General features: G+C 64.3%; 8 protein-coding genes. 7 read left to right on the top strand and 1 reads right to left on the bottom strand.

The window, feature by feature from the left end; genetic code table 11:
* Positions 1-136 precede the first annotated feature (136 nt).
* From hutG to NKI19_RS30670, 6 genes are all read left to right on the top strand, one after another.
* Positions 137-946 carry an N-formylglutamate deformylase gene (gene hutG, locus NKI19_RS30695; RefSeq protein WP_352490128.1) on the top strand — a complete coding sequence of 270 codons (810 nt, stop codon included), beginning with the start codon at positions 137-139 and terminating at the stop codon, positions 944-946.
* Between the two features lie 32 nt (positions 947-978).
* Entirely contained in the window at positions 979-2,649 is a 1,671-nt protein-coding gene (gene hutU, locus NKI19_RS30690; RefSeq protein WP_352566277.1) for a urocanate hydratase, read from the top strand.
* An 8-nt stretch (positions 2,650-2,657) separates the two neighbouring features.
* Complete coding sequence (locus tag NKI19_RS30685; protein ID WP_352490125.1) at positions 2,658-3,245, top strand: HutD/Ves family protein; 588 nt, start codon at positions 2,658-2,660, stop codon at positions 3,243-3,245.
* Positions 3,246-3,512: 267 nt separating this feature from the next.
* Positions 3,513-12,083, top strand: a complete 8,571-nt coding sequence (locus NKI19_RS30680) for a glycoside hydrolase family 94 protein (protein WP_352490124.1) — start codon at positions 3,513-3,515, stop codon at positions 12,081-12,083.
* Positions 12,084-12,447: 364 nt separating this feature from the next.
* Positions 12,448-14,217 (top strand): glucan ABC transporter ATP-binding protein/ permease, encoded by a 1,770-nt coding sequence (locus NKI19_RS30675; protein WP_352566279.1) that lies wholly within the window; start codon positions 12,448-12,450, stop codon positions 14,215-14,217.
* A 265-nt stretch (positions 14,218-14,482) separates the two neighbouring features.
* Positions 14,483-15,238: a heme ABC transporter permease gene (locus NKI19_RS30670; protein ID WP_352566281.1), complete on the top strand. Its 756-nt coding sequence runs from the start codon at positions 14,483-14,485 to the stop codon at positions 15,236-15,238.
* Between the two features lie 13 nt (positions 15,239-15,251).
* On the opposite strand, the gene NKI19_RS30665 is transcribed toward NKI19_RS30670, so the two are convergent.
* Complete coding sequence (locus tag NKI19_RS30665) at positions 15,252-16,310, bottom strand: D-TA family PLP-dependent enzyme (protein WP_352566283.1); 1,059 nt, start codon at positions 16,308-16,310, stop codon at positions 15,252-15,254.
* A gap of 140 nt (positions 16,311-16,450) precedes the next feature.
* On the opposite strand from NKI19_RS30665, the gene NKI19_RS30660 reads away from it, so the two are divergent.
* Positions 16,451-17,152, top strand: coding sequence for a D-lyxose/D-mannose family sugar isomerase (locus NKI19_RS30660; protein ID WP_352566285.1), 702 nt, complete (start codon positions 16,451-16,453; stop codon positions 17,150-17,152).
* Positions 17,153-17,269 lie beyond the last annotated feature (117 nt).

Here is a 17,269-nt window from a genome sequence, read left to right as displayed (position 1 = left end):
CCACACTGGCTTTCGCCAATCTCCAACGTTGCAGGATTGAACGAGGCGCCGCAGCTGCCGATCTCCCCCCTTGTGGGGGAGATGTCCGGCAGGACAGAGGGGGGCGCCGTAGAGCTCCAACGCGCGGAGACTTCCCATGACCTGGCTTACGGTAACGCGTGGCACAGCACCCCTGCTGGTTTCGATCCCGCATACCGGCATCGACCTCGCCGGACTCGACAGCCGGCTGGTCTCGCCCTGGCTCGGCCGCCGCGACTGTGACTGGTGGATCGACAAGCTCTATGACTTTGCCGAGAGCCTTGGCGCGACGGTCGTGCATACGGCGATTTCGCGCACCGTCATCGACGTCAACCGCGATCCGTCGGGCATTTCGCTCTATCCCGGCCAAACGACGACCGGTCTCTGCCCGACCGAGACCTTTGACGGCGATCCGCTCTACCGTGAGGGCGAAGAGCCGGGACCGTCGGAGATCGACGAACGCCGCGAAAAATTCTTCGTACCCTATCATGCCGCGCTGCAGGCCGAGATCGACAGGCTGCGCGCTTTGCATGGAAAGATCGTCGTCTATGACTGCCATTCGATCCGCTCGGTGCTGCCGCGCCTTTTCGAAGGCAAATTGCCGGTCTTCAATCTCGGCACCAATGACGGCAAAAGCGCCGATCCGGCGCTGCAAGCGATGGTTGGCCAGATTCTCGCCGAAACCGGCGAGAGCTTCGTCGTTAACGGCCGCTTCAAGGGCGGTTGGATCACGCGCCATTTCGGCCAGCCGCAAAACGGCGTTCACGCGCTGCAGATGGAGCTCTCCAACCGCGGCTATCTGCACGAGCCCGAAGGCAAGGGCATGCCCGGCAATTGGCCGGTGCCTTACGATGCCGAATTCGCGGCGCCGATCCGCGTCACGCTGAAGAAGATCCTGGAGACCGCGATCGCCTGGGCCGGACGCTGACGCGCGGTGCACCTCACTCGAAAGGGACAATCATGACCGATCCTCGCCACAACATTCGCGAAGTGCGCAGCCCGCGCGGCAGCGAGCTCAACGCCCGCACCTGGCTGACGGAAGCGCCGTTGCGCATGCTGATGAACAATCTCGACCCGGACGTCGCCGAAAATCCCAACGAGCTGGTCGTCTATGGCGGTATCGGCCGGGCGGCGCGCACCTGGAACGATTTCGACCGCATCGTTGCCTCGCTGAAGACGCTTGGCGACGACGAGACGCTGCTGGTGCAATCCGGCAAGCCGGTCGGCGTGTTCCGCACCCATTCCGATGCGCCGCGCGTGCTGATCGCCAATTCGAACCTGGTGCCGCACTGGGCGACATGGGAGAAGTTCAACGAGCTCGATAGAAAGGGCCTGATGATGTACGGCCAGATGACGGCCGGCTCGTGGATCTACATCGGCACGCAAGGCATTGTGCAGGGCACCTACGAGACCTTCGTCGAGGCCGGCCGCCAGCATTATGGTGGCAATCTCAGGGGCAAATGGATCCTGACCGGCGGTCTCGGCGGCATGGGCGGCGCCCAGCCACTCGCCGCGGTCATGGCCGGCGCCTGCTGCCTGGCCGTCGAATGCGATCCCGACCGCATCGATTTCCGGCTGCGCACCCGCTATGTCGACGAACGCGCCGACACGCTCGACGAGGCTCTGGAAAAGATTGAGCGCTGGACCAAAGCCGGTGAGGCGAAATCGGTCGGCCTGGTCGGCAACACCGCCGACATCGTGCCGGAACTGGTGCGGCGCGGCGTGCGCCCCGACATCGTCACCGACCAGACCTCGGCGCATGACCCGCTCAACGGCTATCTGCCCAAGGGCTGGTCGCTGGCCGAGTGGCGCGACAAGCGCACCAGCGACCCGAAGGCCGTTGAAAGAGCTGCCCGCGCGTCGATGCGCGAGCATGTCGAGGCGATGGTGGCGTTCTGGAACGCCGGCGTGCCGACGCTCGACTACGGCAACAACATTCGCCAGGTCGCCAAGGAGGAGGGGTTCGAGAATGCCTTTGCCTTCCCGGGTTTCGTGCCGGCATATATCCGTCCGCTGTTTTGCCGCGGCATCGGCCCGTTCCGCTGGGCAGCGCTTTCCGGCGATCCCGAGGATATCTACAAAACCGACGCCAAGGTGCGCGAACTGACCCCCGGCAACACCCATCTGCACAACTGGCTCGACATGGCGCGCGAGCGCATTGCCTTCCAGGGCCTGCCGGCGCGCATCTGCTGGGTCGGCCTTGGCGACCGCCACCGGCTCGGCCTCGCCTTCAACGAGATGGTCGCCAGGGGCGAACTGAAGGCGCCGGTGGTCATCGGCCGCGACCACCTCGATTCCGGCTCGGTCGCCTCGCCGAACCGCGAGACGGAAGCAATGAAGGACGGCTCGGATGCGGTATCCGACTGGCCGTTGCTCAATGCCTTGCTCAACACGGCTTCCGGCGCCACTTGGGTGTCGCTACACCATGGCGGCGGGGTCGGCATGGGCTTTTCGCAGCATGCCGGCATGGTCATCGTCGCCGACGGCACGCCCGAGGCGGCGAAGCGCCTGGAGCGGGTTTTGTGGAACGACCCGGCGACCGGCGTCATGCGCCATGCCGATGCCGGCTACGACATCGCCATCGAGTGCGCCAGGGAGAACCAGCTCAACCTGCCCGGCATTTTGGGCTGAGCCGCGCCTTGCGCATCCTTCGGGCCTCGGAATACCGCTCGATGCCATGGAAGAACGGTGGCGGGGTGACGACGGAGATTGCCGTCTCGCCGCCAGGTGCCGGGCTCGACGATTTCGACTGGCGCGTCTCGATGGCGCGCGTCGAGAGCAGCGGGCCGTTCTCCGGCTTCGCGGGCGTCGACCGGACCTTGGCCTTGCTGGAAGGCGAGGGCATCGTCCTCGATATCGCCGGCCGGCCGCCGGTCGAAATCACCAAGGCTTCCGTACCGATTGTCTTTCCGGCCGACGTGCCGACGCAAGCGACGCTGATCGCCGGTCCGATCACCGACCTCAACGTCATGACCCGCCGCGCCCGGGCGACCCACACGGTCGAGCGCCTGCTGATTTCGGCTCCGACGAAAATCCAGGCCGAAGCCGACGCAACGCTCATCCTGCCCCTCAACGGCGAACTCAGGGTGGCCGGCGCGGCGCCCATGCAACTTGGGCCGCTCGATGCGCTGTTGCTCGGGCGGCAAGCACCTGAACTGCACCTGGATCCCGTCCGGCCGGCGATGCTGTTCGTGATCCGCATCGACCTCTTTGCCGGCAACGATTAACGCCTGTTTCCAAACATGATCGCGATGCCGGCCAAATATCGCGTAAGCTGGTCGCTGCATCACGAAAAAGCCTGAATCTTCCGCCGATCAGAAGCCGAAACGATGCTCGGAGCGCTCGCCTGGAACTTGTCGAAAGACGACACCTTGTCGTGGTGCGGAAACAAACATTCGGCCAAGTGTTGCGATGCAACCAATTGCATTTGGACCGGTTTTAGGGACATTGCCGTGGCGGTGACGCCGCACTGCGTCCCCAACACGGAACCTTAGATGAATATCCAGACCAATCTCGCACAAATCGAAAAGACGAGCGCCAGCTTCCCGGCTGTCACCGACGAGCCGATACGCTCCAATTTCCTGCCGGAAGATCGGCTGCGCGCATTGGGCGCAGCTCTTGCCAATGGCGATGCCAAGAATTTGTTCGGTCTGACGCCTTTCGATTTTCAGGCGCGCATCCGCGACAGCGCCAGGAAGATTCTCGATGTCTACCGTTCCACCAACGCTGCCCAGGCGAGGGGCGAAACGATCACGCCTGCGGCGCAGTGGCTGCTCGACAACAACTATCTGGTCGAGGAGACCATTTTTCAGGTCAAGCGCGACCTGCCGCGCCGCTTCTACCGTCAGCTGCCGACGCTGAAACTGTCGGATGGATCCAGCGTGCCGCGCGCGCTGGCGGTCGCATGGACCTATGTCGCGCATTCCGACAGTTCCGTCTCGTCGGCTATGTTCAAGGCGATCGTCGAAGGCTTCCAGTCCGTCGAGCCGCTGAAGATCGGCGAATTATGGGCGCTGCCGTCGCTGCTGCGCTTCGTCCTGATCGAGAACCTTCGCCGCATCGCGGTCCGCGTCAATCGCACGCGGGAACTGCGCCAGATCGCCAACGAGGTCGCCGACCGTGTGCTAGCGACGGACGACAGCGCCGACCGGCAGGCGATACTTTCCCACTACAGCGCCCATGCGCAGGACACCACCTTCGCCACCCAGTTGCTCTACCGGCTGCGCGACGGCTCGCAAAATGCCGGCAGGGCGCTGGAATGGCTGGAGGGCGAGCTGGAAAGGACCGGCTCCGACGCCGAGGAGATCATCCTCAGCGAGCACCACACGCTGTCCAGCGGCAACGTGACCACCGGCAACATCATCCGCGGCCTGCGCCTCATCAACGACATCGACTGGACGGTGTGGTTCGAGGGCGTCAGCCGCATCGACACCTTGCTGCGCGAACGCACCGATTTCGCGGCGCTCGATTTCTTTTCGCGCGACCAATACCGGACTGCCATCGAGGAGCTGGCACGCCGTTCTGACCTTTCCGAATTTCGCGTTGCCGAAAGGGCGATCGAACTCGCCGGCCATGCTGCCGATGCACCGGGCTCCGAAACCGGTCCGATCGCTCACACCGACGTCGGCTTCTTTCTGGTCGGCCCGCGCCGGATGGAGCTCGAGCGGTCGATCGGCTACCGGCCGACCATCGGCAAGACGATCACCCGGACGTTCCGCAAGACCGGGTGGCTGGGCATCGTCGTGCCGGTGTTTGCGCTGACGGTCCTGCTTCTGGTCGTTTCCGGCAATGCGCTTGCCAATCTCGGCCTGTCGGTGCCGTCGATCGTCCTGATGCTGGCCCTGTTCGCAGTGCCGGCCAGCGAAGGCGCGCTCGCATTCTTCAACACCGTCGTCTCGCTGTTTTTGAAGCCGACGCGTCTCATCGGCTATGATTTCAGGCACGGTGTGCCGGCCGAGGCACGGACGCTGGTGGTGGTGCCGTCGCTGATCGGCTCGCGCGACGATGTCGAGGAGAACATCCGCAACATCGAGGTGCATCACCTCGCCAACACGGCCGGCGAGGTCTATTTCGCGCTGCTTTCCGACTGGCCGGACTCGAAGACCGAAATCGATACGGCGGATGTCGAAATCCTCGAATTCGCCCGCGCCGAAATCGCCAGGCTGAACGCCCGCTATCCCTCGGAAGGCGCGCCGCGCTTTTATCTGCTGCATCGGCGCCGGCTCTACAACGCGTCGCAAGGCGTCTGGATGGGCTGGGAGCGCAAGCGCGGCAAGCTGCACGAATTGAACCTTCTGCTGCGCGGCGACAGCGACACCACCTTCCTGCCGTTGGAAGTGCCATTGCCGGAGAGCGTCGTCCACGTCATGACGCTGGACGCCGACACCCGCACCACCCGCGACGCCGTCGCCGCGTTGGCCGGCAAGCTTTGCCACCCGCTCAACCGTCCGCATTTCGACGTGGCCCGGCGCGAGGTCATCGCAGGCTATTCCATCCTGCAGCCACGCATCACTGCGTCGCTGACCAGTGGCGACGAGGCGTCGTTCTTTCAGCGTGTCTTTTCCGCCAATCGCGGGCTCGATCCGTACGTCTTTGCCGTGTCGGATCTCTACCAGGACATCTTCGGCGACGGTTCCTTCACCGGCAAGGGTCTCTACCATGTCGACGCCTTCGAGGCGGCACTGAAGGGCCGCATCGAGGAAAACACCATCCTCAGCCATGATCTGCTCGAAGGCGCACTGGCGCGCTCGGCTTTGGTCACCGACGTCGAACTGGTCGAGGACTATCCCACCCGCTATTCGGTCGACGCGTCGCGCCACCATCGCTGGGCACGCGGCGACTGGCAGCTTCTGGGCTTCATCCTCGGCCCGCGCTCAAACGTGCCGGCGCTGTCGCGCTGGAAGATGGTGGACAATCTTCGCCGCTCGGTGACGCCGATCTTCTGGGTGATGGCCGCGATCGCCGGCTGGACGCTGCTGCCCTTCACGCAGGCCGCGCAATGGCAGGCGCTGCTGATCCTTACGCTGTTCATGGCGCCCACTTTCGACATCGTCAACGCCATCCTGCCGAAGAGCGGCGATCAGACGCCGCGCGGCCATTTCTCGGCGCTGGCACGCGACGTTGCCTTCGGCACCGCCCTGGTGGCGCTGAAGATCGTGCTGATGGCGCACCTGGCCTGGATGATGGGCGACGCGATCATCCGCACGCTCTACCGCCTGTTCGTCAGCCGCCAGAACCTGCTCGAATGGCGCACCGCCTCGCAGGCACACAAGGGCGGCGACAACGATCTCGGCTCCTATTACAGCATCATGTACGGTGCGGTGATCATCGGCGTCGTCGGCCTCGCTGTCCCGGTGCTGGCCGATTCCACCGGCGCCTTCGTGGCCTTCTTCTTTGCCTTGTTCTGGATCGGCTCGCCCGCCATCGCCTGCTGGATCAGCCGTTCGGCCGAAACCGAGGACCGCCTGCGCATATCGGCCGCCGACATCCACGCGCTGCGCACCGTAGCGCGGCGTACATGGCACTATTTCGAGACCTTCGTGACGGCCGAGCATCACCATCTGCCGCCGGATAATTTCCAGGAAAGCCCGGCACCCGTTGTGGCGCCCCGCACCTCGCCGACCAATATCGGCGTCTACCTGCTGTCGGTGATTTCGGCGCGCGATTTCGGCTGGATCAGCCTCTCCGACGCCGTCAACCGCATCGACGCGACCATGTCGACCATCGAGAGCATGCCGCGCGACCGCGGCCATCTCTTCAACTGGTATGACACGACGACCCTGAAGCCGCTCTATCCGCTTTACATTTCTGCCGTCGACAGCGGCAATCTCGCCGGCCATCTGGTGGCCGTGGCCGCTGCCTGCGCCGAATGGGCCGAAGCGCCGTCGGTGCATGTGCAGGGCGACTTCGAAGGCATCCTCGACACCGTCACCATCCTCGACGAAAGCCTTGAGGAACTGCCCGACGACCGGCGTCAATTGCGGCCCTTGCGCCAGCGGCTCGCCGACCGTCTCGACGGCATGCGGCGGGCGGTCGAATTGATCAAGGCGCAGCCGGAGATGGCGTCGATCCGCACCATCAACCTGGCCGTCCTGGCCGGCGAGATACGCAAGCTCGCAACAGCCATCCACACCGAGGCCGCATCGACCCAGAGCGACACCATCGCCGATTGGGCGGCCAGGCTCGAAGCCACCTGCGAGGCGCATGTGCACGACGCGCACAGCGACGAAAACGCCGTCGCTGCATTGCGGGCCAAGCTTCTGACCTTGCGCGAGCGCACACGCCGTTTCGCCTTCGAGATGGATTTCTCGTTCCTGATGCGGCCCGAGCGCAAGCTCCTGTCGATCGGTTACCGGGTCGAGGAGCATCAACTCGACGAAAGCTGCTACGACCTTTTGGCCTCCGAGGCGCGGCTGACCAGCCTGTTCGCCATCGCCAAGGGCGATTTGCCGACCGAGCACTGGTTCCGGCTCGGCCGGCCGATCGTCGAGATCGGCTTCCAGGGCGCACTGATGTCCTGGTCCGGCTCGATGTTCGAATATCTGATGCCGCCGCTGGTGATGAAGGAGCCGCAAGGCAGCATTCTCAACCAGACAAGCAAGCTCATCATCAAGCGCCAGATCCAGTATGGCCGTTCGAAGAACGTTCCCTGGGGGATTTCGGAAGCGGCCTACAACGCCCGCGACCGCGAACTGACCTATCAGTACACCAATTTCGGCGTGCCTGGGCTCGGCCTGAAGCGCGGCCTTGGCCAAAACACGGTGATCGCGCCTTACGCGACCGTGCTGGCAGCGCAGTTCACGCCGCATGAATCCGTGCAGAACCTGGCCAGGCTGAGGCGGCTGGGCGCACTGGGCCGGCACGGTTTCTACGACGCAGTGGACTTCACGCCGCAACGCGTCCCCGAGGGCACCGACCACGCCGTCGTGCTCAACTACATGGCCCACCACTCCGGCATGTCGATTGCCGCCGTTGCCGATGCGATCTTCGAAGGGCGCCTGCGCGACCGCTTCCACAGCGATCCGGTGATCGAGTCGGCCGAATTGCTGCTGCAGGAAAGGGCGCCGCGCGACATCCCGACCGCGACCGTCAGGACCGAGGCCGACGAGCGCTCGAAGGACGAGACCGAGCTGGAAAGCCCGGATACGCGCATCGTGCTCGATCCACTCAGGGCGCTGCGCTCGACCAGTGTCATGTCCAATGGCCGCTACTCGGTCATGGTCACCGCCACCGGCTCCGGCTACAGCCGCTTGGGCGAACTTGCCGTCACGCGCTGGCAGCCGGATCCGACCGAGGACCGCCTTGGTTCCTATATTTTCCTGCGCGACGCCAGCAACGGCGACTGGTGGTCGGCCACCGCCGAGCCGAAGCGCGCCGCCGGCGAGCGTGCGCAGACGCTGTTTTCCGACGACAAGGCGAGCTTCGTCAAATCGATCGGATCGCTGCGTTCGGAAGTCGAGTGTATCGTCATCTCGGAAGGCAATGGTGAGGGCCGACGGGTGACGCTCCACAATGATGGCCCCGCCGACCGGCATATCGAAGTAACCTCGTTTTCCGAACTGGTGCTGGGCTCCGAGCCCTCGGACAATGCCCATCCGGCCTTTTCGAAGATGTTCGTGGAAACCGAGATCGCGCCGAACAACGGCGCGATCTTCGCCACCAGGCGCAAGCGCGAGAAGGACGAACCCGACGTCACCATGGTGCATTTCGTCACCGACCCGTCTGGATCGGCGCGAGACGCCGAGGCGGAAACCGACAGGCGCGCTTTCATCGGCCGCGGCCGCACCATCACCGAGGCGGCTGCCTTTGATCCCGGCGCCAAGCTTGGCGGCCATTCCGGCTTCACCCTGGATCCGATCGCCTCGCTTCGCCGGCAGGTGCGCGTGCCGGCCAACAAGAAGATTTCGCTGACCTTCTGGACCGTCGTCGGTACCCATCGCGCCGAATTGGATGCCGCCATCGCCCGGCTCGACCATCCCGAAAGCTTCGCCCGCCAGGCGATGCTCGCCTGGACGCGCTCGCAGGTGCAGACCCGGCACCTTGGCCTCAGCCTGTCCGACGCCGCCAATGTGCAGAAGCTGGCGCGCTATCTGATCTATCCCGATCCGTTCCTGCGCCTTCCGGGCGAATCCATCGTCTCCGGGCTCGGCAGGCAGTCCAGCCTGTGGCCGACCAGCATATCCGGGGATTTTCCGATTTTCCTGGTCAGGATCGCCGATGTCGCCGATCTGGAGATCGTCGCCCAGGCGCTTCGCTTCCAGGAATACATGCGTGCCCGCGGCATGATGATCGATTTTGTCGTGGTCAACGAGCAGGCGTCATCCTACGTGCAGGACCTGCAGCGCGCGGTGGAGACGCTGTGCGAAAACAGCCGGCTGCGCGGCAAGGAGCTCGGACCCCGCCAGCACATCTTCGCGGTGCGCCGCGATCTGATGGAGGAAACGACCTACAGGACCTTGCTCGCCGTCGCTCGGGTGGTGCTGCATACGCGCAACGGCACCATCTTCGACCAGATCGAGCGCGCCGAGGCCGCGGCACTGCAGGCGCGGGACGCCGCCCTCCAGCCGGCAGACCTTGCAGCGCTTCGCGAGCCGTCCTTGCCGGTGCCGACGTCGCAAGCATCTGCCGCCCAGGCACTGATCGAGGGCCGCGTCGACGGCAGCGGGCTCGACCAATGGAACGGTTTCGGCGGCTTCGACGGCGACGGACGCCACTACGTCGTGCGTCTTGCCGGCCGGCGCACGACGCCGCAGCCGTGGATCAACGTCATCTCCAACCCATCGTTCGGGTTCCACATTTCGGCTGAAGGCGCTGCCTTCACCTGGAGCCGCAACAGCCGCGACTATCAATTGACGCCATGGTCGAACGATCCGGTCACCAACCGCCCGGGCGAGGGCATCTATATCTACGATCATGCCAGTGGCAGGGCGTTCTCGCCAATGGCTGCCGTGGTGCGTGACCCGACAATGACCTACGAGACCTGGCACGGGCAGGGTTTTTCGACGTTCCGCTCAAAGCGCGGGCCGCTGTCGATGGACCTGACCCATGTCGTCGATCCCGTCGATCCGGTGAAGATATCGCGGCTGCGCATCCAGAATTCGGGTTCGGTGCCGATGCGGCTGCGCGTCTACGCCTATGCGGAATGGGTTCTTGGCGGCCATCGCTCGCGCACCGCTGCAAGCATCGTTCCGTCGAGGGATGCCGCAACCGGCGCATTGCTGGCGCAAAATCCCTATGGGCTCGATTTCGGCGAGCGGATCGCCTTTCTGGCCGCCGACGATGCGGTGCATTCGGTCACGGCCGACCGCGGCGAGTTCATCGGCAGGCAAGGCACGAGCGAGTTTCCGCATGCCGTGCTGAGCGGCGCCGGCCTGTCGGGCCGTGTCGAGGCCGGCGACGACCCCTGCGCGGCCATCGCACGCGATATCGACATCGCTGCCGGTGGCGACGTCACGCTGCTCTGGCTGCTCGGCGACGCGGCCTCGCCCGCGGAGGCCAGCGCGCTGGTGCAGACCCATCGCTCCAGGGATTTCGATCAGCGGCTGGCCGACAACGAGCGCACATGGCGCGGCTTTCTCGACACCATCCAGGTCGAGACGCCGGACAAGGCTCTGGACGCCATGGTCAATCACTGGCTGCCCTATCAGAGCCTGGCCTGCCGCATCCGAGCCCGCTCTGCGTTCTATCAGGCGAGCGGTGCCTTCGGCTTCCGCGATCAGTTGCAGGATACCTTGGCCTTGCTGGCGCATGACCCCAAGCTGGCGCGCGATCAGATCCTCAACGCGGCGCGGCGGCAATTTCCCGAAGGCGACGTGCAGCATTGGTGGCTGCCGCGCACCGAGGCCGGCGTCCGCACCATGATCTCGGACGACGTGGTCTGGCTGGCCCACGCCACGGCCCGCTACCTGCTGGTGACCGGCGACACCGCGATCCTGAAGGAGCAACTGCCCTTCATCGAAGGGCAGGCGCTGGGCGAAGGCGAGCACGATGCTTTCTTCATCCCGGAAATTTCGAAGAAGACAGCCTCGCTCTATGACCATTGCGCGCGGGCGCTCGATCTTGCCGTCAAGCGCAGCAGCCCAGCCGGGCTGCCGCTGATCCTCGGCGGCGACTGGAACGACGGCATGAACCGCGTCGGCGAGCACGGCAAGGGCGAGAGCGTGTGGCTGGGCTGGTTCCTGCTGAAGACGCTCGGCGACTTTTCCGCTGTCGCCAAGGCGGAGCGCGATGCCAAGCGCGTGCAAGCCTGGACAAAGCACGCCGAGGTGCTGAAGCGGGCGCTGGAAAGCACCGCCTGGGATGGCGAGTGGTATCGGCGCGGCAGCTTCGACGACGGCACGCCGCTCGGCTCGCGCAAATCGGACGAGTGCAAGATCGACTCGATCGCCCAGTCCTGGAGCGTGCTTTCGGGCGAGGGCGACCCGGCGCGGTCGACGACTGCAATGGGGCAGGCGATGAAAGCGCTCGTCGACGACGACCTCAACATCGTCAAACTGTTCACCCCGCCCTTCTCGAAGACGGAAAAGGATCCGGGCTACATCAAGAGCTACCCGCCGGGGGTCCGTGAAAACGGCGGCCAATACACGCACGCGGCAACATGGTTCGTCATAGCGCTCGCCGAGATGGGTCGCACCGACGATGCCTACCGTTGCCTTTCGATGCTCAATCCGGTCAACCATGCGCTCGACGAAGACGCGGCAGAGCGCTACCGGGTGGAACCCTACGTCGTCGCGGCCGATGTTTATTCCGGGCAAGACAAGGGCGGCCGAGGCGGCTGGACCTGGTATACCGGGTCGGCGGGCTGGCTTTATCGCGCTGCGGTCGAGAGCATTCTCGGCATAGAGCGCCGCGGACAGCGCCTCCAATTCACGCCGCGACTTCCCAGCCATTGGGACGGCTATTCGGCAACCCTGAAGATGCTGGGCGCCGAGATCAAGGTACGCGTCGTCCGCGACAAAAAGGCCCGGGCCATCTCGCTTGAAGTGAATGGCACGAAAACCAAATCTTCGTCCTTCGAGCCAAAAGCCGGAGACAATGCCGAGGTGGTCGTTAGAATACCGGCCTAGATTCAAGGACTTGGAGCGTCGCTCAGGGTTCCCCAGGGCACGCACGGGCGCTCCAAGTGCCTCTACCGGTTATATTTGCGTTTGACCTTGCTGAATGCCTGCACACGACTTTAGACGTCGTGCCCGGGGTCTTGCTGATTAAAATTGTGGCAGTGCTTTCCAGCTGCCATGATTTTGCCGCAACGCTGACATTTCACCTTTTATCTCAAACTGTTAGACGATCACGGCAAATTTCGAAGCGTCGTCATCTTTTGTTCGCGGAATGGGAACGGAAGAGGTAGACGAGCATTGTTTTGCGACGCGTCAACCGATACGAGTCAAAAAATGACGCACTGCACCATAAATAATTGGCGGAGTAGCTGAAGTGTCACTTCTGCAAATCTACTGGCGAGCCCTTGGTTATCTCGCTGCCGACAGGAAACGCGTTGCGTTTATCTGCGGGGCGAATGTCGCGCTTGCCATTATCGCCATCCTCGAGCCGATCATGTTCGGCCGGGTGATCGATGCCATTTCGGACCGCGGCTCGGTATTCGCGACACTCGCAATGTGGGCCGGCCTCGGCGCGTTCAACATCATCGCCTTCGTGCTGGTGGCGCGCGGCGCCGACCGCTTTGCCCACCAGCGGCGCAGCGAGGTTCTTTGCCAGTCGTTCGAGCGCGTGATCACCATGCCGCTTGCCTGGCATCATCAGCGCGGCACCTCCAATTCCCTGCACACGCTCCTGCGCGCGGTCGAGACCCTGTTCAGTCTCTGGCTGGAATTCATGCGGCAGCATCTGTCGACCGCGGTGGCGCTGGTCCTGCTGGTGCCCACAGCGCTCAGCATGGATATCCGCATGTCGATGGTGCTGCTGGCGCTTGGCGCGCTCTATGTCGGCATCGGACGGCTGGTGATGCGGCGCACCAAGGAAGGCCAGGCGGCCGTGGAGCGGCATTACCACAAAGTGTTTGCGCATGTGACCGACTCGGTCAGCAACGTCGCCGTCCTGCAGAGCTACAACCGCATCGGCCATGAGACCGAGGCGCTGAAGCGTTACGTCAAGAACCTGCTCGACGCACAGAATCCCGTGCTCGACTGGTGGGCGATGGCCAACGCGCTGCACCGCCTGTCGTCGACGATTTCGATGATGGTGGTGCTCTTGATTGGCGCCTATCTGGTGACGCACGGCCAGTTGCGCATCGGCGACGTCATCGCCTTTACCGGCTTTGCCACGCTGCTGATTGCCCGGCTCGACCAGATGTCGGCTTTCGCCAACCAGATTTCCGAGGCACGCGCCAAGCTCGAGGAATTCTATCATCTCGAGGACTCCGCTTCCGATGCCGCTGAGCCCGACGGACTGCGCGAGCTCGTCAACGTCACGGGTCATGTGCGTTTCGAGAATGTCTGCTTCGAGTTCGGCAACTCCGGGCAGGGCGTCGACGACGCGTCGTTCGAGGTCCAGGCCGGCCAGACGGTCGCCATCGTCGGCCCGACGGGCGCCGGCAAGACGACGCTCATCAACCTTCTGCAGCGCGTCTTTACCCCGTCCAGCGGCCGTATCCTGATCGACGGCATCGACACCCGCACGGTGACCCGCAAGTCGCTGCGCCATTCGATCGCCACCGTGTTCCAGGATGCCGGCCTGCTCAACCGCTCGATCGAGGACAACATCCGCGTCGGGCGTGCGGAGGCGACCTATGACGAGGTCCATGCGGCGGCCAACGCCGCCGCCGCGCAGGATTTCATCCTGTCGAAGTGCGAGGGCTACGACACGGTCGTCGGCGAACGCGGCGGACAGCTGTCCGGTGGCGAGCGCCAGCGCATCGCGATCGCCCGCGCCGTGCTGAAGGACGCGCCCATCCTGGTTCTCGACGAGGCGACCAGCGCGCTCGATGTCGAGACGGAAGACCGCGTCAAGGACGCCATCGATGAGTTGCGGCGCGGCCGCACCACCTTCATCATCGCCCACCGCCTGACCACCGTTCGCGACGCCGATCTGGTAGTGTTCATGGACAAGGGTCGGGTGGTCGAGATGGGCGGGTTCACCGAACTGTCGCTGCGCAACGGCCGCTTCGCCAGCCTGCTGCGCGCCGGCGGCCTGCTCAACGACGAGGAGGTTCGTCGCCTCAGCCGTCCGGTGAACGAAGCCGCCTGAGCAGCGCGGCTTGCCTTCTCCCCTCGTGGGAGAAGGTGGCCTCGCGAAGCGAGGTCGGATGAGGGGTGCTCCAACTTGGCGCAAATCTTCATCCAAAATCCGGATTTCGGCGCACGGCAGATAGGATCATTGGCGCCTCACTCCGTCCAGCACCCCTCATCCGGCTCGGCGCTACGCGCCGATCCACCTTCTCCCGCAAGGGGGGAGAAGGGAAGGCGCGCCGCTGTGGTTGCCGCAACTCCGCCGGCGGTCTATGTAAAGCCGCATGAGCGACACGACTTCACGCCTCTCCGGCTGGATGGACCTTGCCAACCCAACGCGGTTCGTCGGGCTGGCCGACAAGGTCGTGCCGTGGTTGGCGAGCGTCGCCGCCATCGTCCTCGCTGTCGGTCTCTATATGAGCTTCACGGCGCCTGAGGACTTCCAGCAGGGCATCACCGTGCGCATCATGTATATCCACGTGCCTTTCGCCTGGCTTGCCATGATGTGCTACACGTTGATGGCGGTCTCCGCGCTTGGCACGCTGGTCTGGCGCCATCCGCTGGCCGACGTGGCGCTGAAATCGGCGGCACCGATCGGTGCCGTCTTCACCGCCCTTGCGCTGATCACCGGTTCGATCTGGGGTAAGCCGATGTGGGGCACCTGGTGGGTGTGGGACGCCCGGCTGACCTCGGTCTTCATCCTGTTCCTGATGTATCTCGGCATTATCGCCCTGACCCGCGCGCTCGACGATGCCGGGCGTGCCGCCTGGGCCGCCGCCATCATCACCCTGGTCGGCTTCATCAACATTCCGATCATCAAATTTTCGGTCGACTGGTGGAACACGCTGCATCAGCCGGCTTCGGTGTTCCGTCTCGGCGGCCCGACCATCGACCCGAGCCTGTTGTGGCCTCTTCTGGTCATGGCAGTCGGCTTCACAGTCCTGTTCTTTGCGCTGCACCTGATGGCAATGCGGACCGAGATCCGACGCCGCCGCGTCATTTCGATGCGCCGGGTTGCCGCGAGACAAGCCGAGCGTTAGCCAACCGACAGGATCAAGCCATCCGCCCGCGCGCCTTGACCGGCAGCGTCTCGATCACCTTGTCGCCTTCGATCAGATGCACCTCGTCGAACAGATTGGTGACGACGCAGCAATGGTCGGGCACGACGCGCACGCGCTCGCCGATGCCAAGCTCGGCGCCACCCGAAAGCGTGACGTTGCCGTGCTCTTCGCTGAGGCTGGTCACCCTTGCGCCTGAAATGCCCAGCAGCTCGCCGAAATCGGCGAGTCCCAGCGTGTCGCTGGACAGGGCCTTGCTGCCGGCGTCGAGGATGGCGCGCGTCGGCGTTGGACGGCTGACCACAGTCGACAGCACGGTCAGCGCGCAATCGTCGAGTCTGCCGACGCCTTTGGCGACCTGGTAGCGGTCGAGATAAATGTAGGTGCCGGGGCGGTATTCAGTGACGACGGAATGCTCACCCGAGCGCCACATATCGGGCGTGCCGCCGCTGGAGATGCGCTCGCAGGCAAGGCCGGCTGCGGCAAGTGCTTGCTGCGCATCGGCGAGCCACGCCTCGGTCTCGGCGGCGCGGCCCGCCCCCGGGTAGGTCATCAAGCCGCCGAAGACGAGCCCCCGGACCTTGCCGATCTCGCTCGCCAGCGCGACTGCTTCGCCGGCCGACTGCACACCGCAGCGGCCCATGCCGGTGTCGCATTCGACCAGCACCGGCAGGCGGTGGCCGGGATCGGTAAAGGTGGCGGCAAGTCCCATCAGCGTGTCCATGCTGTCGGTCGTCACCGACAGGGTTACGCGGCCGTGCAGCGCCTTGAGGCGCTCCAGCTTGGCCCGCCCGAGGATATTGTAGGGCAGAAAGATGTCGGTCAGTCCGGCATCGGCCATGATCTCGGCCTCGCCGATCTTCTGGCAGGTAATGCCGATGGCGCCGGCCGCGACTTGCTTCTTCGCCCAGTAGGGTAGCTTGTGGGTCTTGATGTGTGGCCGGAGCTTCAGCCCGTGCCGGTCGGCATGGGCCTGCGCCCGCGCGATATTGGCTTCGGCGCGGCCGGCGTCGATCAGGATCGCCGGCGTATCGAGGTCGTCTATGCTGCGCATGGAATGTCACCTTTGGGAATTTGTCGGGACTTATGGCCCTGATCGTCGCCGATGTCATGAGGCCAGAATGCGGTTTACGTCGACACCGGATCGGTGTTCGGTTATGCGCTGTAGGCGCCGCCTGAAGAAGGAACCACGACATGAAACGCTCCGCCATCAACGACATCATCCGCGGCGCCGACGCCTTCATCCGTTCGTTCGGCTACATCATGCCGCCCTTCGCCTACTGGACCCCGGAAGAGATGAAGGCGCACCGGCAGGATTCGGCGGCCATCTTCTCCTCCCGGCTCGGCTGGGACATCACCGATTACGGCCAGGAGAAATTCGACGAGCTCGGCCTGTTCCTGTTCACCGTTCGCAACGGCCGCTACGAGGACATGAAGAAGGGCATGGGCATGCTCTATGCCGAGAAGATCATGATCTCGCGCAAGGATCAGCTGTCGCCGATGCACCGCCACAACATCAAGGCCGAAGACATCATCAACCGAGGCGGCGGCAAACTGGTGCTGGAGCTGTTCATGCACGATCGCGATGGCGGCATCGATCCGAAGGCCGAAGTAACCGTGCCTGTCGACGGAACCATTCACAGGCTGCCTGCGGGTGGGTTCTTAAAACTCGACCCGGGCCAGAGCGTCACGTTGCTGCCGGGTGTCTGGCACGCCTTCTGGGCCGAAGGCAAGGACGTGCTGATCGGCGAGGTTTCGACCGTCAACGACGATCTCACCGACAACGTTTTCCGCGAGCCGATCGGCCGCTTCGCGGACATCGACGAGGACACAGCACCGCTGCACCTGTTGGTGTCCGATTATGAGAAGTGGGTGGGTAGGGCACGGGGTATTTGAACCGGCCTCATGAGAGGGGCTCATCAGGTTCGTCGGCGTCGCCCCTCATTGCCCTGCCGGGCATTTCTCCCCGTATAGTGACGGGGAGAAAGGCGCTATCGCAAACGGTTTCGCTAA

The sequence above is a fragment of the Mesorhizobium sp. M0751 genome, from assembly GCF_040320265.1.
GTDB lineage: Bacteria > Pseudomonadota > Alphaproteobacteria > Rhizobiales > Rhizobiaceae > Mesorhizobium.
This window is presented reverse-complemented; position numbering and strand designations above follow the sequence as displayed.

Coding starts and splice junctions, on each gene's coding strand:
- NKI19_RS30670 (WP_352566281.1), top strand. CDS start 14,483: ATGAGCGACACGACTTCACGCCTCTCCGGCTGGATGGACCTTGCCAAC.
- hutU (WP_352566277.1), top strand. CDS start 979: ATGACCGATCCTCGCCACAACATTCGCGAAGTGCGCAGCCCGCGCGGC.
- hutG (WP_352490128.1), top strand. CDS start 137: ATGACCTGGCTTACGGTAACGCGTGGCACAGCACCCCTGCTGGTTTCG.
- NKI19_RS30680 (WP_352490124.1), top strand. CDS start 3,513: ATGAATATCCAGACCAATCTCGCACAAATCGAAAAGACGAGCGCCAGC.
- NKI19_RS30665 (WP_352566283.1), bottom strand. CDS start 16,310: ATGCGCAGCATAGACGACCTCGATACGCCGGCGATCCTGATCGACGCC.
- NKI19_RS30660 (WP_352566285.1), top strand. CDS start 16,451: ATGAAACGCTCCGCCATCAACGACATCATCCGCGGCGCCGACGCCTTC.